At 68.5% G+C, this 25966-nt stretch carries 24 protein-coding genes and 1 rRNA gene; all 25 read right to left on the reverse strand.

Annotation, left to right across the window (positions count from 1 at the left end; translation table 11 throughout):
- Nucleotide 1: 1 nt before the first annotated feature.
- Nucleotides 2–301 carry a hypothetical protein gene (locus tag RN901_RS14660; protein WP_310759044.1) on the reverse strand — a complete coding sequence of 100 codons (300 nt, stop codon included), beginning with the start codon at nucleotides 299–301 and terminating at the stop codon, nucleotides 2–4.
- A gap of 104 nt (nucleotides 302–405) precedes the next feature.
- A complete protein-coding gene (gene bshC, locus RN901_RS14665) occupies nucleotides 406–1806 on the reverse strand; it encodes a bacillithiol biosynthesis cysteine-adding enzyme BshC (RefSeq protein WP_310759045.1) in 1401 nt (466 codons plus the stop codon).
- 170 nt (nucleotides 1807–1976) lie between these two features.
- Nucleotides 1977–2717 carry a class I SAM-dependent methyltransferase gene (locus RN901_RS14670; protein WP_310759046.1) on the reverse strand — a complete coding sequence of 247 codons (741 nt, stop codon included), beginning with the start codon at nucleotides 2715–2717 and terminating at the stop codon, nucleotides 1977–1979.
- Between the two features lie 19 nt (nucleotides 2718–2736).
- Nucleotides 2737–3213 carry a 23S rRNA (pseudouridine(1915)-N(3))-methyltransferase RlmH gene (locus RN901_RS14675; protein ID WP_310759047.1) on the reverse strand — a complete coding sequence of 159 codons (477 nt, stop codon included), beginning with the start codon at nucleotides 3211–3213 and terminating at the stop codon, nucleotides 2737–2739.
- On the reverse strand, nucleotides 3210–4976 hold the full coding sequence (locus RN901_RS14680) for a tetraacyldisaccharide 4'-kinase (RefSeq protein WP_310759048.1): 1767 nt from the start codon (nucleotides 4974–4976) through the stop codon (nucleotides 3210–3212). The genes RN901_RS14675 and RN901_RS14680 overlap by 4 nt, the downstream gene beginning before the upstream one ends.
- Nucleotides 4955–6139: a lipid-A-disaccharide synthase gene (lpxB, locus tag RN901_RS14685; protein ID WP_310759071.1), complete on the reverse strand. Its 1185-nt coding sequence runs from the start codon at nucleotides 6137–6139 to the stop codon at nucleotides 4955–4957. Before lpxB ends, RN901_RS14680 begins: the two co-directional genes overlap by 22 nt.
- Nucleotides 6136–6270 carry a hypothetical protein gene (locus RN901_RS14690; RefSeq protein ID WP_310759049.1) on the reverse strand — a complete coding sequence of 45 codons (135 nt, stop codon included), beginning with the start codon at nucleotides 6268–6270 and terminating at the stop codon, nucleotides 6136–6138. The genes lpxB and RN901_RS14690 overlap by 4 nt, the downstream gene beginning before the upstream one ends.
- Complete coding sequence (locus RN901_RS14695; protein ID WP_310759050.1) at nucleotides 6248–7222, reverse strand: Gfo/Idh/MocA family oxidoreductase; 975 nt, start codon at nucleotides 7220–7222, stop codon at nucleotides 6248–6250. The genes RN901_RS14690 and RN901_RS14695 overlap by 23 nt, the downstream gene beginning before the upstream one ends.
- Nucleotides 7219–8073, reverse strand: a complete 855-nt coding sequence (gene lpxA / locus RN901_RS14700; RefSeq protein WP_310759051.1) for an acyl-ACP--UDP-N-acetylglucosamine O-acyltransferase — start codon at nucleotides 8071–8073, stop codon at nucleotides 7219–7221. The genes RN901_RS14695 and lpxA overlap by 4 nt, the downstream gene beginning before the upstream one ends.
- Entirely contained in the window at nucleotides 8070–8498 is a 429-nt protein-coding gene (gene fabZ / locus RN901_RS14705; RefSeq protein ID WP_310759052.1) for a 3-hydroxyacyl-ACP dehydratase FabZ, read from the reverse strand. Before fabZ ends, lpxA begins: the two co-directional genes overlap by 4 nt.
- Nucleotides 8499–8526: 28 nt before the next feature.
- Nucleotides 8527–9378, reverse strand: a complete 852-nt coding sequence (gene lpxC, locus RN901_RS14710; RefSeq protein ID WP_310759053.1) for a UDP-3-O-acyl-N-acetylglucosamine deacetylase — start codon at nucleotides 9376–9378, stop codon at nucleotides 8527–8529.
- A complete protein-coding gene (lpxD, locus tag RN901_RS14715; RefSeq protein ID WP_310759054.1) occupies nucleotides 9375–10445 on the reverse strand; it encodes a UDP-3-O-(3-hydroxymyristoyl)glucosamine N-acyltransferase in 1071 nt (356 codons plus the stop codon). The genes lpxC and lpxD overlap by 4 nt, the downstream gene beginning before the upstream one ends.
- A gap of 31 nt (nucleotides 10446–10476) precedes the next feature.
- Nucleotides 10477–11085 (reverse strand): OmpH family outer membrane protein, encoded by a 609-nt coding sequence (locus tag RN901_RS14720; RefSeq protein ID WP_310759055.1) that lies wholly within the window; start codon nucleotides 11083–11085, stop codon nucleotides 10477–10479.
- A gap of 18 nt (nucleotides 11086–11103) precedes the next feature.
- Nucleotides 11104–13491 (reverse strand): outer membrane protein assembly factor BamA, encoded by a 2388-nt coding sequence (bamA, locus tag RN901_RS14725; RefSeq protein WP_310759056.1) that lies wholly within the window; start codon nucleotides 13489–13491, stop codon nucleotides 11104–11106.
- A gap of 38 nt (nucleotides 13492–13529) precedes the next feature.
- Nucleotides 13530–16019: an ATP-dependent Clp protease ATP-binding subunit gene (locus RN901_RS14730; RefSeq protein ID WP_310759057.1), complete on the reverse strand. Its 2490-nt coding sequence runs from the start codon at nucleotides 16017–16019 to the stop codon at nucleotides 13530–13532.
- A gap of 41 nt (nucleotides 16020–16060) precedes the next feature.
- Nucleotides 16061–17146 (reverse strand): protein arginine kinase, encoded by a 1086-nt coding sequence (locus RN901_RS14735; RefSeq protein WP_310759058.1) that lies wholly within the window; start codon nucleotides 17144–17146, stop codon nucleotides 16061–16063.
- The gene (locus tag RN901_RS14740) at nucleotides 17143–17637 is read right to left on the reverse strand and encodes a UvrB/UvrC motif-containing protein (RefSeq protein ID WP_310759059.1); all 495 of its coding nucleotides are present in this window, start codon (nucleotides 17635–17637) and stop codon (nucleotides 17143–17145) included. The genes RN901_RS14735 and RN901_RS14740 overlap by 4 nt, the downstream gene beginning before the upstream one ends.
- A gap of 29 nt (nucleotides 17638–17666) precedes the next feature.
- Nucleotides 17667–18374: an ABC transporter ATP-binding protein gene (locus RN901_RS14745; protein ID WP_310759060.1), complete on the reverse strand. Its 708-nt coding sequence runs from the start codon at nucleotides 18372–18374 to the stop codon at nucleotides 17667–17669.
- Entirely contained in the window at nucleotides 18371–19723 is a 1353-nt protein-coding gene (locus RN901_RS14750) for an ABC transporter permease (RefSeq protein ID WP_310759061.1), read from the reverse strand. The genes RN901_RS14745 and RN901_RS14750 overlap by 4 nt, the downstream gene beginning before the upstream one ends.
- A complete protein-coding gene (gene lysS / locus RN901_RS14755; RefSeq protein WP_310759062.1) occupies nucleotides 19720–21336 on the reverse strand; it encodes a lysine--tRNA ligase in 1617 nt (538 codons plus the stop codon). The genes RN901_RS14750 and lysS overlap by 4 nt, the downstream gene beginning before the upstream one ends.
- Nucleotides 21333–22446 (reverse strand): peptide chain release factor 2 gene (prfB, locus tag RN901_RS14760; protein WP_345782404.1). Its coding sequence is split into 2 segments (ribosomal slippage): nucleotides 21333–22370 and nucleotides 22372–22446, totalling 1113 coding nucleotides; the frame shifts between segments, so codons are not numbered across the junction. The genes lysS and prfB overlap by 4 nt, the downstream gene beginning before the upstream one ends.
- A 124-nt stretch (nucleotides 22447–22570) precedes the next feature.
- The gene (gene rnr, locus RN901_RS14765; RefSeq protein ID WP_310759064.1) at nucleotides 22571–24616 is read right to left on the reverse strand and encodes a ribonuclease R; all 2046 of its coding nucleotides are present in this window, start codon (nucleotides 24614–24616) and stop codon (nucleotides 22571–22573) included.
- Complete coding sequence (locus RN901_RS14770) at nucleotides 24538–24711, reverse strand: Trm112 family protein (RefSeq protein ID WP_310759065.1); 174 nt, start codon at nucleotides 24709–24711, stop codon at nucleotides 24538–24540. Before RN901_RS14770 ends, rnr begins: the two co-directional genes overlap by 79 nt.
- Entirely contained in the window at nucleotides 24711–25607 is an 897-nt protein-coding gene (era, locus tag RN901_RS14775; protein WP_310759066.1) for a GTPase Era, read from the reverse strand. Before era ends, RN901_RS14770 begins: the two co-directional genes overlap by 1 nt.
- Before the next feature lie 114 nt (nucleotides 25608–25721).
- Nucleotides 25722–25966 (reverse strand): 16S ribosomal RNA (locus RN901_RS14780); the annotation flags it as partial.

Below are 25966 nucleotides of genomic sequence, written 5' to 3' on the forward strand. Positions count from 1 at the left end.
ATCAGCGCTCCGCGTCGTTTCCGGCCGGTCGCCCCGCGTCCTGGGCGGGGAGCGCCGGGAGGGCTTCGTCCCCTTCCACGAGCGCGCGCACGAAGGCGGTCTCTTCCCGGATGCCCTCGACCGCCTGCGTCAGGTACTGGATTTCCTGCTCCAGCGCGTCGATGCGCGCGGACTGGTTCGTTCCGGACTCGGTGTTCCCGATTCGACGCGCGAGGGCCTCGGAGAGGGGGGAGTCGATCACGATGGCGAGCACGGGAATGAGGACGATAAGCCCGAGGACGACCATGAAGGCGAAGGTCATCTCGGATCTCCCGTGCCGCTCATTGTCGCGCCCCCCGTGGAAGAACGTCCGCTCGCGGTGTGCCCACCGTGCGCCCCGAAAGACATACCCGCGAACGCCGCAAGCTATCCATCTTCCGCGCGACCCGCCAAGAAGGACGCGACCTGGCGATCGGTCTCGTGCGCCAGCCGCTCCACGAGTCCGGGACCGTAGCGGCAGAGGAAGGAGAGCGGATTCAGCACGCGTTCCTGCGGGCGCCGCCGCGGGAAGAGGTTCGCGCCCGCGCGGCGCACCTGGCCCAGCCGGACGTCGAGCCGTTCCCGGGTCGCGCGGTCCACCTGGCGGGACAGCTCGGAGGCCGCGTCGAGGATACCCTTCCGCATCTTCCCCACCGCCCCTCGCAGTCCCGGCAGGTTATCGGCCACGGCCGCCTCGATCCCGGCCATGCCGGTTTCGGCATCCTCCCGGAAGTGGCCGAACGCCCGCTTCACTGCTTCCGGCCGCGCCTCCCGCGTGAGGCGTTCGACGATCGGCTCCGCCCCCGCAGCGAGATCCTGTGGTGACAGGCCGGTCCGCTCGAGAATCCGTCGCGTCCGCGCCTCGACCAGCGTCCATGCTGCCCGGGGATGGACGGATGGCAGCGGGATATCGAGGGCGCCGAACAGCGGCGGCAGTTGGCTCCAGTACGCGATCTCGCCGGGCCCGAGCACCGTCGCGGCCACGGGAAGCAGGTAGGATTCGAGCGCGGGGCGGGACGCGACGTTCGGCGAAAAGCCTTCGGGCGCGGCCTCCAGTCGTTCGCGCCAGCCCTCAAGGGGTACGGCCCCGCCTCGCCGGACGCGATGTCTCCCGCCGCCCTCGTCGAAGAACAGCGGCAGCGCATCCTCGACGCGCGAGATCGGCGCGTCGAAGCCGGCCGCCTCCAACGCGCGCGCGCCCGCCGCCTCCGCCTCGACGACTCCATCCCAGTCGGAAAGAAGCCGTCGGTAGAGGGGGGCCGCGGCGCGGCAGAGCTCCGGGCGGGCGGAATCGATCCACGCGTATCCCCGATCGCCGAGCACCCCCGCGAGGAACCGGGCGAACGCCTCGGAGACCCGATGTCCCTCGGCATAAGCATCTCGTATCAACTTCAGATAATGTGCCGTAAATTCTGATTCAGGAACGATGTCAGGCAGGGCGTCGAGGACATCCAAGCCAGGGCCGTCGAGGATGTGGGATCCCACGGATTTGCGCTCGCCACCGGCCGGGACGGGGAGTGCGAGGGTCCGCGTGGCGTCCGAACGGTCGAGGATCGTCGTGCTCCCGACTTCGTCCCAGTCGTGGTCGTCCGAAGCGATCCAGAACAGCGGGACGACGGGCGCGCCGAAGGTCTGCTCGAGTTGGGCGGCGAGCGAGATGGCGGTGAGGGCCTTGTAGAGAACGTAGAGGGGTCCGAGGAGGAGGATGGGCTGGTGCCCCGTCGTGACAAAGGTGCCTTGCCCCTGGAGAACGGACTCGAGGCGCGCGCGGACACCGGGCCCGGACACGCCGAAGGACTCGGGTCCAAGCCGGGAGCGGCCGGGGGACGGAGGAGCCGTCTCGGCAAGACGGCTGGAGAGCGGGAGAAAACCGGCGTCTCCCGCGTCCAGGACAGCGTGCGCAATGGAGCCGGGAACGCCCAGGGGCCGTGGGACGATCTCCGGGTTCCCCGCCGGATTCAAAGGGTCCGTCCCATCAGAAGCAGGCGGGGCGAGTCGCCTCGAAACGGCGTCCCGTCATAACTGCCGAAGGTGTTCGTGGCCTCGAGTCCGTGCTCGCGGAGGAGCCCGCGCAGCGCCTCCGGCGAATAGAGGCGCACCCGCTCGTGGTAGACCTCCGGCTCCCCGCCGCCGGTTCCTCCGATCTCGATGCGCTTGAAAACCTGGTCTCCTTCCACCCACCGCGTCTGCCGTACGGGAGTCCCGTTGATCTCGCCCACGGATTCGGGATCGAGGCGGTCGATGACCCACGCCGCGTGCAGATAGTCCATCAGGAAGGGAGCCCCGGGCCGCAGCACCCGCCGGATTTCCCGCAGAACCTCGATGTCTTCCTCCGGCGTGAGAAAGTAGCCGAAGGAGGTGAAGAAGTTCACGAGGCCATCGAACGTCCCGGCGGCGAAGGGGAGCCCGCGCATGTCGGCGCGGATGAGGGATCCGTCCATCCCCGGACGGGTTCGCGCCGCGTCCAGGAGCGGGCCGGAGAGATCGATCCCGACCGCCCGCAGGCCGGCCGCCCGGAGACGCTGCAGGTGGCGGCCCGCGCCGCAGGCGAGGTCGAGCACGCGGGCGCCGGTCGCGAGTCCGGCGCGCTCGCGATAGAGCGCGACCGCTCGGACGGCCTCCTCCTCGTCCCGATGCGGATACAGCTCGAGGTAGGCTCGGCCGAACCAGTCCCTGAACCACTCGGCGGGGGCGCTCATCGGTCCGCTCACGGTTCGCTCAGGGTCCCTTGTGGTACGGTTCGCCACGGAGGATGGTGGCCGCCCGGTAGAGTTGCTCCGTGAGGACGAGTCGGGCGACCTCGTGCGGGAGCGTCATGGCCGAAAGCGCGAGCCGAGCCCGCGCGCGGGCGAGTAGCCCCGGGGCGAGTCCATGCGCCCCTCCGATCGCGAACGCGGCTCCCGGCCGTCCGTAGGTGCGCATGTCGTCGAGGTAGTCCGCGAGGGCCCGCGTCGTCCATCGCTCACCTTCCCGTGTGAGGGCGATGAGGTCCAGTTCGTCCGGGAGGCGCCGCTCGAGGGCCGCCGCCTCCCGCTCCCGCGCCTCCGTGGCGCGCGCATCCGGAAGTCCGGCCGGGTCGACGAGCACGACCTCGAACCGGATGTACCGCCGCAGGCGGTCTTCATACTCGTCCGTCGCCCTTTGTAGAGCGGTGGCCCGGTTCCGTCCGACCGAGGCCACGAGGATCCGTGTCACCTCCCGGCCGCCGGATCACGGTCTTTCCGACCCGATGCCGTATCGAGAATCAGGCGTCTCACGTCTTCCCAGCCGGCCTTCCATGCGAGAGTCTCGGGGAGAACCCAGATCGGCAGGCCCGGGTCGAAGAGCGGGCGGAGTCGGGAGACGTCCTTGCGGGTGGTGAGGACGCCGCCCCGCCCCGCCGCGTCGACCGCGGCCGTCCGCTCTCGCGGCGATGGAATCCCGTGATCGCTCAGCGCGAGTCGCTCCCGAACCGACGCGCACGCGGCGCCGGCCTGCGCGAAGAAGAGATTGGGCTTCATGATCCCGGTCAAGGCGACACGGGGGGCCGGCGACCCGGCCCAACGGCGCGCTCCGGCGCTGGCCGCTTCGAGGGGTCCGTGCCCGAACACGGCCGTCGCCACCGGAACGTTGGGGGCCAGGCTGCCGCAACGGACTCGGAGTTCGCCGTCGAAGCGGGACAGTTCGGCCGTCCAGGGCTCCCGTCCCGTGCAGAGGATCGCGTCCGCGCGGGCGACCGCGCGTTCCCAGCGCTCGCGAAAGGGACCCGCGGGGAGACGCTCACGGTTCGTGCGGCGAAGGGCGTCCCGGTCGAGGACCAGGAGGTCGAGGTCCCGGAAGAGGCGGCGATGCTGAAAGCCATCGTCGACGATGACGACGGTTGCCCCCTCCGCGGCCGCCCGCCGCGCGGACCGGAGCCGGTCCGGGTGACCGCGGATCGACGCTCCCGGCGCTTCGTGCGCGAGCAACTCGAGCTCGTCGGTGTATCCCCGCGCGAGGATGGCCGGCCGGTGCCCGGCCTCCCGAAGCATGCGGGCAATGCAGGCGGCGAGCGGTGTCTTGCCGCTTCCCCCGACCGTGACGCCGCCGACCGAAATCACGGGGATGGCGGCGGAGTGCGTGGCGAGGACCCCGACGTCGTACAGGCGGTGCCGGCCGTCGTGGACGCCGCCGTAGATGCGGGCCAGCCCTCTCATCGGAAGGGCCGCGCGCGGGCGGCGCCACTGCCTGCGGAGGCGGAGTTCGAGCGAGCGCCGCACGGGAGTCTCGCGCTCCGGCCGAGGCGTGCGATCCTGCCCGCCCCCCCTGCGTACGATTCCCGGCGGACGGGTCCAGCGCGCCTCGCGCGCCGCCTGCTCGCAGCGGGCCACCTCGCGTTGAAGTGCCGCCTGGATGTCTCCCGTGTCCGGCGCGTACCCCTCGGCGACCGGAGCGGGCGACACAAACACCGTGGCCCCCGGAGCGGGGATGAGGAAGCGATCCCAGCTCGGGAGCCGCCGGCCCGAAGAGGCCGCGACCCCCACCACCGTCACGGAGCTGTCGGTCAGCGCCGCGATGCGCGCCGCGCCTTCCTTCAGCGATCGGCGGGGGCCGCGCGGTCCATCGCCCGTGAGAATCACGCCGCGCCCCGAAGCGAACGCGCGGGTCAGTTGGCGGAAACCGGCCGAACCGCCCCGCGTGCTCGAACCCCGGGCCACGCGATAACCGAGGCGCCGGAGGACGCGCGAGATGATCTCGCCGTCTCGGTCACGGCTCGCGAGCGTGGCGAGTTCCTGGCCCGCGAAGAGGCAGGTGAGCGGGAGGAGGTGTTCGTGCCAGCACGCGTGGACCTCGTGCTTCAGCCGAGGCCGATACGGCCGGCCGGGGTCATCGGGGTGCCGGAGGCGCCACGTCCGGCTGATCGGAAGCGCGGCCCGCACGAGTCGGACCGCGAGGCCCAGCGGGATGCGGCGGGCGCTCAGCACGGCGTGCCGGGGCAACGCTCGGAATCGGGGTTGGTCAGAAGCTCGATCGCGTGCCTCGCCACGCGCGTCGCGCAGCCGGGGTGGCCGAGCCGCTCGCGAACGACCTCGAAGCCGCGCAACATCTCGCGCCGGGCCGGCGCCTCTTCGTGGAGGAGCGTCTCGAGCGCTGCCGCCGCCCCCTCGGCCGTCAGCCCATCCTGAAGGAACTCCGGCACGACCGGGGCCTCGGCTACGAGATTGACGAGCACGATGGACGGCACGCGCACGAGCCGACGGCCGATGGCCCACTCCACCCTGCCCATGCGGTAGCCCACGACCATCGGCACCCCCGCGAGCGCGAGTTCGAGGGTGATCGTGCCGGACTTCGTGAGGGCAGCCCAGGACCGCGTCGTGGCCTCACGCGCGCCGGCGGTCGGGAATCCCGCTTCGGCATAGAGGGATTCCGGAAGGTGCGGTGGGCGCGCGATGATGAAATCGAGATCCCGGTGCCGCCCCGCGAGTTCCCGCGCCGCCTCCGCGAAGACAGGAAGCATGCACCGGACCTCCTGCTCCCGTGATCCCGGGAAGAGTCCGATCACCCTCCCCGAATCGGATGGGCGGCCCCCCATCGCCACGCCGGACCCGGTCGTCGGGCGGGCCCCCACACCACCGTCGGGAGCGTGCGTCGCGTCGAGCAGGGGATGCCCGACGAAGTCCGTGCGCACGCCGTATCGTGCGAGCAGCGCCGCTTCGAACGGGAGCACGGTGAGGACGCGGTCGCAATCGCGTCGCAGTTTCCTGGCCCGGCCCTCACGCCAGGCCCATACCTGAGGCGCGATGTAGTAGAGGACCCGACGTCCCTGCCGCCGCGCGCTTCGGGCAAGCCGCAGATTCAGTCCCGGGTAGTCGATCGGAAGAAACAGCCGGACATCCTCCGTCACGAAGAGGCGCCGGATCCTGCGCTCCAGTCGAAGGAAGCCCGGCAGACGCCGCAGCACCTCCGTCCCGCCCATGACGGACAACTCGTCCAGCCCGGCGATCCTCGACACGCCGGCCGCGTCCATCTCGCGCCCGCCGATGCCGAACAGCCTCGCCTCGGGCAGCTTCCGGCGGATCTCCCGCGCGACCGCCGCGCCGTGGTGGTCTCCCGAGGATTCGCCGGCGGAGATGAAGACCGCCGGTCGTGGACGTGGGGTCAGGACAGGCGGCCGAGGTAGGCCATCAACAAGAGGACAAGCGCAAGGAGGATGAGGAGAACCAGCGTCCGGGGTCCCCGCTTCACCGCGCCTCCGAGCTTCTTCCGCTCCTCACGAATCTTGAGCAACGACATGTACGAACTCCTCGATTTCGCGGGTGATTCGAATCGCGACTTCCAGTGCCTCCCTGCCCGCGCGACCCGATACCAGGCGGCTCGGGCGTCCCGCGATCGCATCGGCGAAGGCCTCGAGTTCCCGCGCGAGCGCCTCGCCGCCGCGAGCCTCCAGCGGCACGTGCTCCACCAGGGCCTCCACCCCCGTGATTGCGGTCACGGTCCGTGGATCGCGCCGCCTGTAGTGATGTCCCGTTTCGGCCGCCAGGTCCAAGCTGAAGTACCCGGAGCGCTGGAACAACCGCAGCTTTCGCATTGCCTTCAGCGCCACGCGGCTCGCGGTGATGTTCGCCACCGTGCCGTCCTCGAACGACAGGCGGGCGTTGGCGAGGTCGATCCGGGGGGAGATGACGGGCACACCCACCGCCCGCACGTCCGCCAGCGGGGCCTCCGTCAGGGTGAGCACGAGGTCGATGTCGTGAATCATGAGATCCAGGATCACCGTGGTGTCCGCACCCCGGGGCTGAAACGGCGCCATGCGCAGCGACTCGATGAACCGCGGTCGATCCAGCCATGGATCCGCGGCGAGGAGGATGCCGTTGAAGCGCTCGACGTGTCCGACGCCGAGAACGACCCCCCGCTCCTCCGCGAGCGCGAGGATCTCATCCGCTTCGCCGAGGCTCGTGGTGAGCGGTTTCTCGACCAGTACGTGGCAACCCGCCCGGATCGCGGCGGCGGCGGCCTCGTGGTGCGCCACGGTGGGCACCGCGACGACGACGGCTTCGACTCGGTCCAGCAGCGCCTCAGCGTCCGCGAAGGCCGGTACGGACAACGCACCCGCGACCTTGTTCGCCCGCGCGGCCGACCGGTCGTGGACCCCCTCCAACTCGAACGCGTCGCTCTGCGCCAGGAGTCGGGCGTGCTCGGCGCCCAGCTTCCCGACGCCAACGACGCCGGCCGGAATGCGGCTCACACGGCAGACCGGGTCTTCGCCTCTCGCGGCTCCGGCGGGAGGTCGTCGTCCGGTCCGACGCGGGTCGCGGTAACGCCACGTTCGGAATGGAGGATGAACTCCACGAGTTCTCGCACTTCGGGAGTCATGTTCCCCCGCCGCACGCGATCGAGACTCGCCCGGAGCGGGTCACCCGACCGGAAGATCGTCCGGTAGGCGGCCTGCAGGGCACGGATTGCATCCGGCTCGAACCCCCGGCGTTCGAGTCCGATACGGTTGACGCCGTACGTGCGGGTACGGCCTCCCCCCACCAGGGTGTACGGTGCAACGTCCCGCGAGACGCGCGCGCCTCCTCCGACCATTGCGTGCCGGCCGATGCGCGTGAACTGGTGGATCCCCGTCAGCCCTCCGACGATTCCCCAGTCTCCGATCTCGACGTGTCCCCCCATGGTCACGCCGTTCGCGAGTACGACATGATCTCCGATGAGGCAGTCGTGGGCGATGTGCACGTAGGCCATCACGAGCGTGTCCGCCCCGACCGAAGTCAGACCGCTCGCTGCCGTCCCCCGGTTGAGCGTCGTGAACTCGCGGACGACGGTGCGTCGTCCGATCTCCAGGAAGGTGCGTTCACCCGCGTACTTCAGATCCTGCGGGTCCGAGCCCAGGACGGCGCCCTTCGCGATGCGCACATCCTCGGCCACGCGCGTATCCCGTTCGATGAGCACGTGCGGGCCGATCCGGACCCGTTCGCCGACCTCCACGTCGGGGCCGATGACGGTGTACGGCCCCACGGTGGCGCTGGAGGCGATGCTTGCCGACGGATCCACAACCGCCGTCGCGTGGCGTCCCGGTGCGTAACCCGCCGAGGTCACCGGTCCATGACCTGTCCGAGAATCGTGGCCTCCGCCGCGACGCGGCCGTCGACCCGCGCAATCCCTTTCAGCTTCCCGCGCTTGCCTCGCCCCTGAACGAGGTCGAGTTCGAGGATCAACTGGTCTCCGGGGATGACGGGCCGCCGGAACTTCACGCCGTCCACCGACAGGAAGTAGATGACCTTGTCCTCGGGGTCCTGCAGGCCGCTCATCAGGAGGACTCCCCCGCACTGTGCGAGCGCTTCGATGATGAGCACCCCGGGCATCACGGGACGGCCGGGAAAATGCCCGGCGAAGAACGGTTCGTTCGCGCTCACGTTCTTCAGGCCGACGATCCGTTGCCCCGGTTCGATCTCGAGCACCCGGTCCACCAGAAGCATCGGATACCGATGCGGGAGGATGTTCAGTATTTCGGTGATGTCCATCACCCTTCCTCGTTCGTCTCGTTCTGCCTCAATCGTATCCCTGTGTCGTGCCACGGGCTGCCAGTCGGCGGGCGAGTTCCAGATTGCCGTGGTGTCCCGGTCGTTCCGCGACCACATGACATTGCAGTCTCGCGCCCACGAGTGCGAGATCGCCGATGATGTCCAGGATCTTGTGCCGCACGAATTCATCGGGGAAACGGAGTTCCTGCCCGGCTTCGAGTCCGTCCGCGGAGAGGACGAGCGTGTTGTCCCGCGTCGCTCCGAGCGCGAGTCCCCGCTCACGGAGCGCGTCTCCCCATGCGGACAGACCAAAAGTGCGGGCCGGCGCGATCTCCCGTGCGAACGCCACAGGCTCCAGTCGCGCGCTCGCGGACTGCCGCCCGATGAGAGGGTGGTCAAAGTCGATCGTGGCCGAAACCCGCCCGAACTCCGCGGGGAGGACATCGTACCGGGTCCCCCCGGCCTTCAGCTGCAGGGGCCGGCCGATCCGGAGGCACCGTGCCTCGGCTTCCTGCGCGACAGGTCCGGCTTCCAGCAGCCGGTCGCACCAGCCGGCCGCGCTCCCATCGAGAGCGGGCGGTTCGGGCCCGGCAACGTCGATCCAGAGATTGTCGAGCGCCAGCCCGTGCGCCGCGGCGAGGACGTGTTCGGCCGTGCGAATCACGGCGTCGCCCCGCCGGAGAGCGGTCTCGCGGTAGGCGGAGTGCACGGACTCCACCGTGGCCGGTATCTCCGGCGCATCGGGGAGATCCGTGCGACGGAAGCGCAGGCCGCCGTGTTCGGGCGCAGGGCGAAGCCGCACGATGGAGGGCTCGCCCGTGTGTATTCCGTACCCGCGGACCTCCACGGCCCGCGCGATCGTGCGCTGTTTCGCCGTCAAGCGCCTTCTTCGCCCGACCCGTCCCGCCGGATCGCCCGATCGCCCTCGCGGGCACCCAGCCACTGCTCGAGCCGCGTGACGCGATGGAAGAGGTCCGGCAGCCTGCTCAGGTGGGCGGCCTCCTTCAGCCACGACCGTTGGGGCCTGGCCGGCGTCCCTCCCAGCTCCGCTCCGGCGGGCACGTCCTGAACCACGCCCGTCTGGCCCGCGATGCGCGCGCCGGCTCCGATCATCAGGTGGCCCGCCACGCCGGCCTGGCCGCCGAGGTGCGTTCCGGCGCCGATGTCGCAGCTCCCCGCGATGCCGACGTGCGCCGCGATGAGGCAATCGCTCCCGATCCGTACGTTGTGCCCCACGTGCACGAGGTTGTCGAGCTTGGTCCGGTCGCCGATCCGTGTATCGTCGAGCGCGCCGCGGTCGATCGTGCAGTTCGCTCCGATCTCGACGTCGGCTCCGATCACGCAGCCGCCGATCTGCGGCACCTTGTGCGCCCCGCTCGGCCCCGGCACGTACCCGAAGCCATCCGTTCCGATGCGCGCGCCGGCGTGCACGCGCACCCGGTCGCCCATCTCGACCCCGTGGAGGACGGAGACGGCGTGGTCGAGCCGGCAGTCGACCCCGATCCGGACTCCGCGGCCGATCAGCGTCCCCGGCCCCACCCACGTCCCACGGCCGATCCGGGCCCCGTCCTCCACCACGACGCCGGGGCCGAGCGACACCCCCTCGCCGATTCGCGCCCCCTCGTCGACGCGGGCCGACGGGTGGATCCCCGGCGGCGGCGAGGGCTCCGGATGGAACAGCCGCACGATCCTGGCGAAGGACAGATGGGGATCATCGACCTTCAGGACGCTGAACCGAACGTCGCTCGGCTCGAAGCTGCGCGGGGTCAGCACCGCCCCCGCCCGCGTCCCGTGTACGGCCTCCCGCATGGCTTCGCGGGCAAAGAAGGCCAGGTCTTCGGGGCCGGCGACGTCGAGCGAGGCGACTCCGCTCAGCCGGCGGTCGGGATCACCCAGGACATCCGCGCCCACGCGACGAGCGAGATCGGAGACCGTGAACGTCGTCATTCGCGGAACGGGTCGGGCCCCGCGCCGGCTGCTAGCTACCGGGCAGGGCCGAGAGGGCGGCGAGGTCCACCCCGAGACGCTCGAGCACCGCGGTCGTGATGTCGAGGGAGGTGTCCGCCGCCACCACGCCCGCGGCGATGTCGAGCACGATCGAGTAGCTGCGTTCCGCGCGGATCTCCTCGATCACCTCGTTCACGCGCACCACGATCGGTTCGAGCAGCTCTGCGCGACGCCGATCGAGTTCCACGTTCAGTTCCTGCTGCCGCCCTGCCGCCTCCTGCTGCTTGTTGCGGATCTCCTGCTCCTTCTGCTGGCGTCCCGCCGGGTCGAGCAGTGACTGCTGCTGCTGGTACGCCGCAATGAGAGAGTCGATCTCCGCCGCAAAAACCTCAAGTTCGCCCTCGAACTCGAGGGACAGGCGCTGAAACGCGGCGCCCGCCGAATCGGCGCCGGGTGCGACGGGAAGGATGGCCTGCGTGTTCACGTAGACGATCGGCGTCCCCTCAGGGGGCAGCGGGATGGCTTCCAGCGTCGCCGGCGCCCCCGGCTGCTCCTGACCGGCCAGAGGGCCCGCGATCAGCGAGCCAAGCGCCAGCGCGCGCATCACGGCCGGCCTTGCGCCCCCGTGGATCCAGTTCATGTCGGTATCCCTCTCGGTTCAGAACACACGTCCGAACTTGAAGTGCAGTTGCCAACCCGGATCCGGCCGGCCCAGGACATCGCGCCGATCGAATCCGTATGCGTAGTCGAGACCTAGGGGACCGAACGGCGTCACGAGACTCGCGCCGATCCCCGCCCCTACCAGAAGGTCCGTCGGGTTGAGCTGGCTCGCGTCCAGCCAGACGTTTCCGGCGTCCATGAAAGCACTCATGAAGATGCTGCTCGTAAGCTTGATCCCGAAAGTCACCCCGGTCCGGAAGAACGATTCCCCCACGCGGTCGAGGTCGCTGAAGGGGGCGTTGTCCGGGATGTGCCCCGACGGAGTTACGGAAGCCTCGTCGTATCCTCGTAACTGGATCCCCGCCTGTGTGCCCCCCGCATAGTAGCGTTCGGTGAAGAACGGATTCCGGCCCAGGATGAGCCCGGCCTCGAAGCTGAGGCCGAAGGTGAGTTCGATGGGCGGACTCGTGCTCCCGGGGCCCCCGCCGAGCCGACCCACCGGCACGAACCACTCGCTCGTCAAATCGAGCTTCTGGTAGTTCCCATCGCCTCCGAGGAAGCCGCCCGTCTGCCGGAACGCGAGCTGGTTCCGGGCGCCGGCCGTCGCGAATAGCGGGTTGTTCCGGCTATCCTGGACCAGGCGCCCGGAAAGCGTCGATCGCACGCCGGAGAAGAGCGAGAATCGCCGCCCGATCACGTTCGTCGTGTCCAGCCCCCGCACGTCGTCGTCGAAGATCGAGTAGCCCACGAACACGCGCGTGTTCCGTATCCCGAAGATGGGGATGCCGACTTCCGTCAGGCCGCCCGTCTGGCGGCGGTCTCCGAGGCTGAAGCCGGTGAACTGGTCGCGCGAACTCCGCAGCGTGACGTTGGCGGAGTAGTGGCTTCCGAAGAGTTCCGGATCGGAGTAGCTGATATCGGCGTCCCGCTGCCGGCGGCCGAAGATCCAGCGTAAGCTTCCCGTCTTCGCGAGCCCGAAGAGGTTCGGCTGCGAATAGCCGATGAACCCCGCGAGCCCCGTGTAGCCGGACGCGGTGATCCCGAAGTTCAGCGTCCCCGTCTGCTTCTCCTGGACGCGCAGCGAGATGTCGATGTCCCCGTCCGGGCGCGGGCGGATGTTGATCGCCTCATCCGGCGGCAGCGGCTCGAAGAAGTTCAACCCCTGGATGTTCTGGAACGACTGGATCAGGCGTTCCTGCGAGTACACGTCACCGGGGAAGATGAGCAGGCGGTTCCGAATCACGCGGTCATGCGTGGCCGTGTTCCCCTCGATCGCGATCTCCCGGATATAGCTTCGCGCGCCTTCCTGGATGACGAGATGGGCCGTGACGCGGGGCGCCTCGCCTTCGGGGACGTCCACGCGCCGCACATCCGGCGTGACGCGGGACCCGAGGTATCCGTTGTTCCGGTAGAGGTCTCCGAGGTCCGCCGGCGAAGCGTAGAAGGCGGTGAAGTTGAAGGGAGGATACGCCTCGTCCCCTTCGGCCTCGTGCTGGTCGCGGCGCACGATCGGCTCGATCGTCGCGAGCGGAAACGCGCGGTTGCCCGTGATCCTCAGATCCTCGAGCAGGTACTGGGCGCCCTCCGCGACGCGGATCTCGATCCGGCCCTTCCCGGTCACGCGGTCCGAGATGACCGTGTCCCCGAGCACCTCGAAGTCGAGATAGCCGTGCGAGCGGTAGAAGTCCGGGAGGCGCTCCGTCAGGTCGCGCCGGAATTCGTCCCTCTTGAGTTCACCGGAATCGAACCAGAAGAACCCCTCCTCATCCGTGGCCATCGCCGCCCGGAGTTCGCCGTCCGTGAACGCTTCGTTCCCCGCGAATGTGATCGCCGTGATCCCGAGCCGCGGCCCTTCGTCGACGTCGAACACAACGAGAAGGTCCGGAGGAAACGCCGGGTCAGGGCGGATGAGCGTATCCACGCTCGCGGTCGGAAACCCTTCGTTCGACAACAGTTCGAGCATTGTGACGCGCGCGCGCCCGATGCGACTGGGGTCGAGCGGACTGTTGCTTGTGAGGCCGACGGTGTCGCGGATGACGTCTTCGTCCACCCGTTCCAGCCCGCGGAACGCGTACTGCGTGATGTAGGGCCGTTCCTCCACGCGGATGTAGAAGACGCCGCGCTCGGGATCGTCCGACTCCGCCACCCCGATCTCGACATCGGAGAAGTCCCCGGAACTGAAGAGGCGGCGGATCGCGTCCTGGATCTGGGGTTGGCGCACGACGTTGCCCGGGCGGAGGCCGCTGCGGGTGATGATGATGTTCGCGGAGTGGCGTTGATTCCCCACCACCACGACCGAATCGACACGGACGGACGACTGGTCGAGCTGAATCTGCGCCGAGGCCGGCTCCGCGGCGGCGAGCCCGAGGATCAGGCCTGTCAGCACCAGTCCGCCCGCCGCGCTGGCAGGCGGCCGCCGGCGGTTCATTTCGCCGAAGAAGTCGTGGGCGTGGCGAACACCAGGCTGTCCTCATCTTCGGCGATATCCACGCGGATCTGATCGCCGGGCTCGAAATCGGCCATCAGGATCCGCTCGGAGAGCGCATCCTCGACGTGCCGCTGAATCGTCCGCTTGAGCGGGCGGGCCCCGAACTTCTCATCATAGCCGCGGTCCACCAGGAACCGGATCGCGGCTTCGGTAAGTTCGAGTTCGAGCCTTTCCTCCGCGAGGCGCTTCTGCACCTCCCGGAGCTGGATATGCACGATCTCTCCCAGCTGCTCTTTCGACAGCGGGTGGAAGACGATCGTCTCTTCGACCCGGTTCAGGAATTCGGGCGTGAACACGCGTTCGATCTCATCCGAGACGCGCTCCCGGATCTGGTCGTAGTCGATCCCGCTCGCATCTTCCGTGAAGCCCACGCGGGTCGAGCTTCCGATGTCACGGCTCCCGACGTTCGAGGTCATGATGACGACGGTGTTCTTGAAGTCGATGACCCGGCCGTAGTTGTCCGTCAGCCGGCCCTCGTCGAGGACCTGGAGCAGGATGTTGAAGACGTCGGGATGCGCTTTCTCGATCTCGTCGAGCAGGACGACGCTGTACGGCCGTCGACGGATGGCCTTCGTGAGGGCGCCGGAGTCCTCGTAGCCGACGTAGCCCGGCGGCGCACCGATGAGACGGCTCACGGAGAATTTCTCCATGTACTCCGACATGTCGACGCGTACGAGCGCGCTTTCCTCCGCGAAGAGGAAGCGCGCCAGAGCCCGAGCCAGTTCGGTTTTCCCCACCCCCGTCGGACCGCAGAAGATGAAGCTCCCGATGGGCCGGTCGGGATCCTTGAGGCCCGCCCGCCCGCGGCGAATGGCGCGACTCACCGCCTCGATCGCCTCATCCTGCCCGACGACGCTCTCGTGCAGTTCGTCCTCCATGCGGAGCAGGCGATCCGTCTCCGCCTCCCTCAGCCGCGTCACGGGAATCCCCGTCCAGCGGCCCACGATGAAGGCGATATCCTCCTCGTCGACCGTGGGTCGGAACTCGGCCCGCGCCCGCTCCCATTCGTCCCGCCGGCGCTTGATCTCCTCCTGGACCTCTTTCTCGCGGTCCCTCAGGTAGGCGGCACGCTCGAAGTCCTGGTCGCTGATCGCGGCGTCCTTCCACTCCGCGAGTTCCTCGAGCTTCGTGTGGAACTCCTGCACCTCGGCGGGCGGCACCTGAGCGGCGAGCCTCGACCGGGCGCCGGCTTCGTCGATCACGTCGATGGCCTTGTCGGGGAGGAAGCGGTCCGTGATGTAGCGTTCCGCCAGCCGGGCGGCCGCGGAGAGCGATGCATCCGGGATCTCCACGTTGTGATGGTCCTCGTAGTACTTCCGCAGACCCTGGAGGATCTCGACGGTCTCATCGATGGTCGGAGCTTCGACGATCACGGTCTGGAAGCGACGTTCCAGCGCGCCGTCCTTCTCGATGTACTTCCGGTATTCATTCAGCGTGGAGGCGCCCACGCACTGAAGCTCCCCCCGCGAGAGGGCCGGCTTGAGCATGTTCGACGCATCGATCGCACCTTCCGCCGCGCCCGCGCCGACGAGCGTGTGCAATTCGTCGATGAAGAGGATGACGCCCTTCGCCTGCGAGGTCTCGTTGACGATCGCCTTGAGACGCTCCTCGAACTGACCCCGGTACTTGGTGCCGGCGATGACCGCGGCCATATCGAGCGCGAGGACCCGGTGCCGCTTCAGGCTATCGGGCACGTCGCCCCGCTGGATCGCCTGGGCAAGCCCTTCGACGATCGCCGTCTTGCCCACCCCCGGCTCGCCGATGAGTACGGGGTTGTTCTTCTTGCGGCGCGAGAGGACCTCCATCATGCGCTCGATCTCGCCCAGCCGGCCGATCGTCGGATCGAGCTTGCCCTGCTTTGCGAGTTGCGTGAGATCGCGGCAGAAATGGTCCAGCGCCGGGGTTTTCGACTTCTTGTCCCCCTTCGTGCCCGACGCACTCGAGGGATCGGAAACGGAGGCCGCGGCGGGCGCACCGCCGGCCGGCATATCCGTCCCGAGCAGCTTCAGCGTCTCGGCCCGCGCGCTGTCGAGTCCGATTCCGGCCTCTCCGAGCACCTTCGCCGCGAGCCCCTTCTCCTGGCGGAGGAGACCGAGCAGCAGGTGCTCCGTGCCCACGTAGGTGTGGTTGAGTTCCTCCGTTTCGGCCATCGCGTGCTCGAGCACGTTCTTCGCCTGCGTCGTGTAGGGGAGTTCGCCGATCGACGAACTGCTCTTCCCCGTCCGGATGTTCCCTTCCACGAGCTGCTTCAACTCGTCGAGATCGGCCGAGAGGTTGGCCAGAACCGCGGCCGCGACGCCTTCGCCTTCACGAATCAGGCCGAGGAGGATGTGCTCCGTGCCCACGTAATCGTGCTTGAGGCGGATGGCCTCCTCGCGCGCCATGGCGAGCACTTTCCGAACACGATCCGTGAAGTTGTAGTTCATCCGAGTCTCATGTGGCGTCGACCTGACGGTCGGCAGCGTGACTATCCCGCGCCATTCAGGGCTCTTCGAACGTAGCTCGCGCGGAACGCGTCCGCATCCGCCTCGTCGAGCCGGCGCCCCGCCGCGCGCGCGAGATGTGCGGTCTGGGCGTGGATCATCATGCGGCTGATCACGTCTACCCGGGGTGTTTTTAGAAGTTTCAGCGAGATGCCGAGCCGGACCCCGGAGAGGAGGTTCATCATCTCTTCGAAGGGCAGACTCCTTGCGTGACACAGGATCCCGTAGGCTCGCCAGACCTTGTCCTCGAGCACGTTCGGCGCCTCGCGCAGCAGCACGGCCCGCGCCTGCTTCTCGTATCCGATGACGCGGCCGACCAGGCGTTCGAGCTGGTCGATCAGATCCTCCTCCGTCTTGCCCAGTGTCGTCTGATTCGAGATCTGAAACAGGTTTCCCACGATCCTCGAACCCTCTCCGTATAGACCCCGATAGGTGACGCCGAGTTGCCCCATCCCCTCCAGCACCTTGCGGATCTGACGGGTGAGGACGAGACCGGGCAGATGGATGAAGACGGAAGCCCGCAGCCCGGTTCCTACATTGGTCGGACACGAGGTCAGGAAGCCGAACTCCTGATGGAAGGCGTACGGGAGACGTGCGCCGATCTCCTCGTCGAGCTGATCGAGGTCTCGCCAGGCGGCCGCGAGCTGGAAACCCCCGCGCAGCGTCTGCAGCCGGAGGTGATCCTCTTCGTTCACCATCATCCCGAGCGCGCGCGTCCGGGAAAGGGCAAGACCCGAGCCGCGACGCGGTCCGGTTTCGGGCCCGCCGATGAGTTCCTTGCTTACGAGGCGCCGCTCGAGCAGGAGGAGGCGATCGACCGGGTCGAGACGGGAGATCTCCCAGAAATCGACCTCTTCGAGCACGCCCGCCGCATCCGTCGCCGCCCGCGCCTTCTCGAGCAGGGCTTCTCGCTCGTCGCCGGTCGCGTGCGCGGAGAACGAGTAACCCTGGAGGTTGCGGGCGAGGCGTACGCGACTCGAGACGACGATATCGCCATCGGGGCCCTCTTCATCCAACCAGTCGAGACCGTGAGTTCCAATGGGCGGCGCGGCCGCCGGCCCGTTCGTCACGAGACCTCCGTCAGCGCGTGGATCGCGTCTCTGAGGTCCGCCGCGGATTCGAAATCCTCGATCTCCACGGCGCGCTCAAGCCGTCTCCTTAGGGTGGAGAGGCGGACCTGCTCCGGGTCCGCGTCGGGGGCCGTACTCACGTACACCTTCCCCATGTGCTGCGAAGAGCCGTGCACGCGGCGGAGGAGCGCGCGGAGCTGGCGGTGGAACTGCGCGTAGCACTGCGGACAACCCAGCCTCCCCGATTTGCGGAAGTCGCCTGCGCCGGTGCCGCAGTATTCGCAAGCCTCGCCGGACTCGTCGAACAGGTTGTCCCCGGCGCTCCCGCCGAGGTGCGCGAGCAGATCCGCCATGGGCGCGGATCCGCCGCCGGCCGCCACACCCTTCAACGTCGCGCAGGTCGAGCAGAGATTGAGCGTGCGCATCTCGTCGTTCTCAATCTCGGTAAGGGTGATCTTCGCCTTGCGCTCTCCGCAGTTTTCGCAGTCCATCCCGTTTCTCCGTTACCTCGCCCGGCGCTTCATCGCGCCGCGACGAGTCCGCCGCTCTCGATGCGGAGCACCCGACTCGCGCGTCCCGCCAGTTCGCGGCTGTGCGTCACGACGACCAGAGCCGCGCCGTGCCCGTCCACCAGCTCGAACAGCAGATCGTGCAGGCGCAGCGTCGCCTCCGCGTCCAGGTTTCCGGACGGCTCGTCCGCCAACACGAGCGGGGGCGCGTTCGCCAGCGCCCGCGCCACCGCGACCCGCTGCTGTTCGCCGCCGGAGAGCCGGCGCGGCCGGTGGCTCGCCCGTTCCGACAGCCCGACTTGAGCCAGCAGTTCGGCGGCCCGGTCGCGGGCTTCCTCCCGCGATGCCCCGGCGATCAACCGCGGCAGCATCACGTTCTCCAGCGCCGTGAAGTCGCGCAGCAGGTGATGGAACTGAAACACGAAGCCGACGAACCGGTTCCTCAACTCGGCCAGCCGCTCCCCCTCCAGTTCCGACACCCGCTCGCCCCCGAGCCAGACATCTCCCTCCGTCGGCCGGTCGAGGGCGCCGAGCAAATGTAGCAGCGTGGACTTCCCCGACCCACTCGGACCCACGATCGCGAGGGCGTCCCCCGGGGCCACGGTCAGGTCGATCGCCTTCAGGACGGGGAGGAGGCCGCCATCCGGGCTCGGAAAGGTCCGCTCGAGTCCCACCGCCCGCACCGCGGCCGGCGGGACTCCCCCGCGCTCCGCCGTCATTCGTGCCGGATGGCGTCGACCGGCGCGAGCGCCGCGGCCTTTCGCGCCGGATAGATCGTGGCCAGGTAGGAGATGAGCAGCGAGCCGACGACAATCAGCGTGACATCGAGGGGCGCGAGCGAGATCGGCAGCCGGTCGATGAAGTAGACATCGCTCGGGAGCGTGATGAACTCGTAGCGGGTCAGCGCCCAGGCCAGGATGGCCCCGAGGACGGCCCCGAGCGTTGTGCCCACGACGCCGATGAACAGCCCCATGTTGGTGAATACTCTTCCGACGCCCCGGGCCGTCACCCCCATCGAGCGGAGGATCCCGATCTCGCGCGTCCGGTCGGCGACCATCATCACGAGCGTCGAGACGATGTTGAAGGAAGCGACGAGGACGATGAGGATGAGGACGACGGCCATGCCGAGCTTCTCGAGGCGCAGCGCGGAGAAGAGGCTCCGGTTGAGTTCCTGCCAGCCCTCCACGCGGTAGGGCCAGCCGAGCGCCTCCTCCAGCCGCGCGGACACTTCCGTCGCCTGCCACGGGTCGCTCACATCGAACTCGATGCCGGTTACGGCGTCGCCGAGCCCGAACAGGGCCTGCGCCTCGGCGAGCGGGGCCATCGCAAGCTCGTCGTCGTACTGGTAGAGCCCCGTCTGGAAGATCCCCGTGACCTCGAAGCGCCGCAGCGAGGCCGAGAGCCCCGCGGCCGACAGCGTCGCGTCCCGGGTGGACAGCGCGACGATGACCTTGCCCTGGTAGAGACCCATCTTCTGTGCGAGACCGCGCCCCACCACGATGCCCGGGTTCCCGGATTCGGTCGCGCCAAAGGGCGGCTCCCCGATGATGAGGTGCTCCATGAGCCCGGCGATCCGCATCCCGTCCGGGTCGTCCGGGATCCCGCGCAGGACGATGGATTCGTTGTAACGGTCGCCCTGCTGGGTGAGGATGACGTGGTTGAAGGCGAACGGAGAGGCCGCGACCACGTCGTCATCCTGCCGGACCCGGTCGAGGACCGTCTCCCAGTCGGCCATCTGGAAGCCGCTGTCGAGTTCCATCACGTGCGCGTGCGGACCGCCGCTGAGGATTCGGTCCCTCAGGCTCTCCTGGAGACCGTTGAGGACGCCGATGACGACGATGAGGGCCATCACGCCGACGGCCACGCCTCCCACGGCGAGACTGGATATGAAGGCGACGAGCCTGGAGTCCTCTTCGTCCACGGTGCCGGTGCCCGCGAGGGGACGCCACGGCCGGCCGAGGAAGCGGCCCAAGGCGCGGAAGCCCCCGAAGACGGACATGCGGCGCCCGGTCCCGCGCAGGTAGCGCCGGGCGACGAACCGCTCGAAGCGGCCCCGCCCTCCGCTCACGAGCGTCCCTCCTCAGGACGGAGGATGGGAAAGAGGACGACGTCGCGGATCGAAGTCTGTCCCGTCATCAGCATGACGAGGCGGTCGACCCCGAGCCCGAACCCGCCCGTGGGAGGCAGCCCGTATTCCAGCGCCCGCACGTAGTCCTCATCGATCTCCATCGCCTCCTGGTCCCCCGCCTCCCTCAGCCGTTGCTGCGCCGCGAACCGGTTCCACTGGTCCGCCGGGTCGTTGAGTTCGCTGAATGCGTTCACGAGTTCGAAGCCGCACGCGATGACCTCGAATCGCTCCGCGAACTCCGGCTCGCCCCGCTTCGGTTTCGCGAGCGGGCTCATGTCGATCGGGTGACCGTACACGAAGACCGGGTCCGTGATCCGGCCTTCTACCAGGTCCGAGAACAGGGCGTCCAGCATCTGCACGCGGGAGAGTTCGTCCGCATCGGTGCGCCCGGTCTCCCTTGCCAGGGCGCGAAGGTCCTCGTCCTCCGCCTTCCGCGGATCGAGTCCGGTGGCCTCCGCGAACGCCTCATCCCAGCGGATCCGGGTCCAGGGCGCGGCGAGGTCGACGACCGCCCCATCGTACTCGAAGCGCGTCGTCCCCATCACTTCGCGCGCGACGTCGCCGATCATCGTCTCGGTGAGGCTCATCACGTCCTCGTAGTCGGCGAACGCGAAGTACAGCTCGAGCATCGTGAACTCGGGGTTGTGCGTGCGGTCGATCCCCTCGTTGCGGAAGTCGTGTCCGATCTCGTACACCCGGTCGAGATTCCCGACGATGAGCCGCTTCAGGTAAAGTTCATCCGCGATCCGCAGGAACATCTTCCGGTCGAGCCGGTGGTGGTGCGTGGAGAACGGCCGCGCGAGGGCGCCCCCGTAGAGCGGCTGCAGGATCGGAGTCTCCACTTCGAGGAAGCCGCGCGCGTCGAGCCAGCGGCGGAGCTCCGTGACGACCCTGCCCCGGATCCGGAACACCTCGCGGACCTCCGGGTTCACCGCCAGGTCCGCATACCGCTGCCGGTAGCGCGAGGCCTGATCACTGAATCCGCTGTGCACGACGCGCCGCCCATCCTCGGCGACCTCCTCCTTCCCGAACGGGAGCGGACGGAGCGTCTTGGTCAGGAGGACGAGGGACTCCGCGCGAACCGTGACCTCGCCGCGCCGGGTCCGAAAGACGGTCCCCTCGACCCCGACCCAGTCCCCGAGGTCGAGCAGATCCACGAGCGCCGAACCCTCGTCGCCCAGGAGGTTGCGCCGCAGATGGATCTGCAGCCGCCCGTCGCGGTCGCCGATGTGCGCGAAGGCGCTCCCTCCCAGATCGCGGTAGGAGAGGATGCGGCCGGCAACCCGGACACCTTCGAGTTCGGGAGGATCCCCGCCGTCCGTTGCCGCTTGAGCCGCGGCCTCCGCCTCCTCGAACGCCGCGAAGGCCTCGCGCAGTTCGTGGGAACGGTCGAAGGCGCGGCCGTAGGGGTCGACGCCGAGTTCGCGCAGCCGGGCAAGTTTCGCGAAGCGGTCCCTTACGGGCTTCGGCCGCTCCTCCGACCCGTACCAGCAGGAGGTACAGATGCCGTCCCGGAGTCCCGGGGGTTCGGAGCCGCAGGAAGGACAGTTCATGCGCCCGTCCTGCCGGATTCCTGGAGAAACGCCTGGATGAACCCGTCGATCTCGCCGTCCAGCACGGCGTCGACGTTGCCGACCTCGAGATTCGTCCGGTGGTCCTTGACCATCTTGTAGGGCTGCAGGACGTAGGACCGGATCTGTCGCCCCCACTCGATCCGCGTCTTGGCCCCCTCCAGTTCGGCCCGGCGCGCCTCCCGTTCCTCGACGGCCCGCTGGTAGAGGGCGGCCTGCAGCATCTTCATCGCCTTGGACTTGTTCTTGTGCTGGCTGCGCTCCTGCTGGCACGAGACGACGATGCCCGTCGGGAGGTGCGTGATCCGCACCGCGGAGTCCGTCTTGTTCACGTGCTGGCCGCCCGCCCCGGACGCGCGGAAGGTGTCGACCCTGAGATCCTCGTCGTTGACCTCGATCTCGATGTCCTCATCCACGACCGGGTAGACGAAGACGGAGGCGAACGAGGTGTGGCGGCGCCCCTGCGAGTCGAAGGGGGAGATGCGCACAAGGCGGTGGACACCCCGTTCGGCCGAAAGATACCCGTAGGCGAACTGTCCTTCCACATCGAGCGTGGCCGACTTGATCCCCGCTTCCTCGGCCGGAAGGAGATCCATGACCTCGACATCGTAGTCGTGCTGTTCGGCCCAGCGCAGGTACATGCGCATGAGCATCTCCGCCCAGTCCTGCGACTCGGTCCCGCCGGCGCCCGGGTTGATCGTGACGAGCGCGCTGCGGTGGGCGTCCTCCCCGCGCAGCATGTTCCGCGACTCCAGGCGAGCGGCCTCCATCTCCGCCCGCTCGAGTCCCGCTTCGAGTTCCGCCTGCAGCTCGGCGTCGTCCTCGTCCTCGAGCAGAAGCGCCATCTCGAACAGATCGTCCACCCGGGCGGAGCAGTCCGCCCATGGACGGGTCCAACCCTTGAGAAGGTTCGCCTCGCCGATGACCTCTTTCGCGCCGTCGCGGTCGTTCCAGAAGTCGGGGGCCGCCATCTTCTTTTCGAGTTCCGCGATGCGGATCAGCTTCGCGGAGATCTCAAAGATACCCCCGTAGCTCATCGAGCCGGCTGCGCAGCGCCTCCGCACGCTCTTTCTGTCTCACCAACTCCGTCATTCCGGCTCCAGTCCCTCCGTGCGACGCCAGGTCCGTATGGGGTGTGATGGCGTGGTGTCTCCGAACCACGCTGGGCGTAAATAGACCACGTTTCCCCGCGGAAGGCGAACTTTCGAGAGCCGCGTTACACGAGGTCGAAATCGACCCGGCGTGCCTCGCGATCCACGCGGACGACCTGAACCCCCACCGGGTCCCCGAGCCGGTAGCTCCTTCGCGTCCGCCGGCCCCGGAGGGCGTGCTTCTTCCGGTCGTGTACGTAGTGGTCCCCCGCGAGGCGGCTTACATGGACGAGCCCTTCGATGTCATACGCGTCGAGCCGGACGAAGAAGCCGAAGCGGGCTGTGGCGCTGATCGTCCCGTCGAAGTGGTCGCCCACATGCCGTTCCATGAACTCGACCTTCTTGAGTTCCACCGAGTCCCGCTCCGCCCGGGCCGCGTTCTCCTCGCGTGCCGAGGCGTGCCGGGCGGTCGCCGAGAGCCAGTCGCGGCTGATGTCGCGAACGCTGCCCGCCTCCGTCAGCCAGCGCGCCAGTTGCCGGTGGACGACGAGGTCCGGATACCGCCGGATGGGCGAGGTGAAGTGGAGGTACGCCGGCGAAGCGAGGCCGTAATGGCCCTCGTTGCGCGTCTCGTAGCGGGCCTTGGCGAGACTCCGCAGCACCTGGACCGAGATGATCGGCTCCTCCACCCTGCCCTTCACCGCGTCGAGCAGCCGCTGGAAGTCGCGCGGGCGCGGATTCCGCTCCGGGAAGGAGAGCCCGAATTCGCCGGCGAGGAGGCGCAGCGTGTCGAGCTTCTCCGGGTTCGGTTCCTCGTGTATGCGGTAGAGTACCGGAACCGCCTCCTCGATCGCCCACCTCGCCACCGCTTCGTTCGCGGCGATCATCAGATCTTCGATCAGCCGGTGCGAGTCGAGCCGCTCGCGCCGCCGCACGTCGACGGGAGCCCCCCCTTCGTCGAGTACGACCCGGGACTCCGGCAGGTCGAAGTCGAGGCTGCCCCGTGCCCTGCGCCGCCGACGGAAGCTTCGGCTCACCTCCAGCAACGCCCGAAGATCTTCGGACAGGCCCGGATCCCGCTCCGTCGCCGGAGTGTTCCTGCCGTCGATCGCGTGCTGCGCCTCTTCGTAGGAGAGCCGGTGGACGCTTCGGATGACGGCCCGGGCGAGGCGCGTCCCGTGGTGCGCTCCCCGGCGATCGACGGTGAGGAAAGCGGCCAGCGTGAGCCGATCTTCGCCGGGCACGAGCGAGCAGAGGTCGCTCGACAGCGCGTGGGGCAGCATGGGCAGCACGCGATCCACGAGGTAGACGCTCGTGCCGCGCTCCCAGGCTTCCGTGTCGAGCCCATCGCCCTCGCGCACATAGTGAGATACGTCCGCGATGTGAATTCCGATCCGCGCCCCGCCCCCCGCGAGCCGCTCGATGGAGATCGCGTCATCGTGGTCGCGCGCGTCTCCGGGATCGATCGTGATTACGCGGTCACTCCGACAATCCTCGCGCCCGGCGAGATCGGCCGCCCGGATCCCCCGCGCGGCCAGCGCCACCGCCGCCTTCTCGACAGCTTCAGGGAACGCATCCGGGATCCCGTATGCCGCCTGGATCGCGAGCACCGCCACGGCGGGATCCCCGGACGGCCCGAGCACGCGCTCGACGCGCCCCGCGGGGCCCGGACCCTCTTCCCCCCAATCCGTGACCTCGACGACCACGAGGTCGCCGGACTCGGCCTCTCCGCGCTCGCGCGCCGGGATGAACACGTCGATCCCGAGCTTCGGCTGGGTCGTGCCGAGCCACCCGTGCCCGCGTTCGCCGTGGAAGACGCCGACAACGTGCGACCGAGCGCGGTCGAGGACCTCGATGATGCTTCCCCGGGGTCCGCGCCGTCCGCGGTCTTCGATCCTCACCGTCACGCGGTCGCCGTCCACGGCCGTACCGAGATCCCGGGCGCGGACGAAGATGTCCTCGTCCCCCTCGTCCGGAATGACGAAGGCCGCGCCGCTCTCGATCCGTTGCAACCGTCCGCTGACTCGCCGGCCACCTCGCGATCGGCGGGGGCCCCGGGATCGGCGGCGGCCCCGGTCGCGCCCGCGGGGGGTCAGAGAGGCTTCGCCTCGTCGATGAGCATGATCGGAATCCCGTCGTCGACTTCGTATCTCAGACGACAGGCGTGGCACAGGAGCGCTTCTTCACCGTCGCCCAGCCGGTATTCCAGCTCGCCCTTGCACTTGGGGCAGGCGAGGATCTCGAGCAGTCTTTCGTCGAGGGGCATCAGTTCTCCTGCGCGGGAACCCGGAAACCGAGCACCCTAAGATGGTGTGTTTTCTTCCGCCAGTTCGGGAGGACCTTAACGCGGAGCCGGAGGTAGACCCGCCGGCCGAGGAAGCGTTCGATCTTCAGGCGGGAGCGGGTCCCGAGCTTCCGGATCGTCCTTCCGCCCGCTCCCACGACGATGCCCTTCTGGGATTCCTTCTCCACATGGATCAGGGCCTCGATGTATGTTGGCCTGCCCCCCTTCCGCTCGCGGAATTCCTCGATCCGGATGGCCACCGCGTACGGTACTTCGTCCGCCAGTTCCTCCAGACACGTTTCCCGGATCATCTCGGCGACGAAGTGTCGTTCCGGCGCGTCGGAGAGTTCGTCCACGGGATACAGGGGCGGCGACTCCGGCAGTAGCGCGGACAGGGCTTCGAGCAGCTTCGGGACTCCCTGCTTCTTCGTCGCGCACGTCCCGTACACGCCATCCCAGTGGCCGCTCGCGAATCGGGCCCGAAGCTCCTCCCGGCCCGACGTCTCGACCCGGTCGATCTTGTTGAGGCAGAGGATCTTCGGAATACGGATCGAGTGCGCGAACTCGCCGGCCCAGTCGAGGCTGGGTGCGAACCCCGCGTCCGCCACGGCGAGCACGAGATCCGCGTCTTCCAGCGCCGAAAGCGCCTCTTCCCTCATCGATCGATGCAGCGTGTAGCGCGGCTCGAGGAGACCGGGCGTGTCGATGAAGACGGCCTGTGAGGCGTCGTCGGAGTAGATCCCGAGGAGTCGTCGCTGCGTCGTCTGGGCCCTCGGCGTCACAGCCGCGAGCCGCTCTCCGAGGAAGGCGTTGAGCAGCGTGGACTTTCCGACGTTGGGAAGTCCGACGATGGCGACGAAACCGGCCCTGAACGTCATGGACGGACCACGGGTTGGAGCAGGCCGGCGATGGCGCCGGAAGGTTGAACAAGAAGGTGAGTGACTTGCAGGAGGTCCAGGTGCGCCTTTCTCATCGAAAGGACATCTCCCTAGAAAGGAGGTGATCCAGCCGCAGGTTCCCCTACGGCTACCTTGTTACGACTTAGCGCCAGTCACTGAGTTTACCTTCGACGGCTCCCTCCCGAAGGTTAGGCCACCGGCTTCGGGTACCCCCAGCTTCCATCGCTTGACGGGCGGTGTGTACAAGGCCCGGGAACGTATTCACCGTAGTATGGCTGACCTACGATTACTAGCGATTCCGGCTTCATGGAGTCGAGTTGCAGACTCCAATCCGAACT

The organism is Candidatus Palauibacter soopunensis (genome assembly GCF_947581735.1).
In the GTDB taxonomy this organism is placed as follows: domain Bacteria; phylum Gemmatimonadota; class Gemmatimonadetes; order Palauibacterales; family Palauibacteraceae; genus Palauibacter; species Palauibacter soopunensis.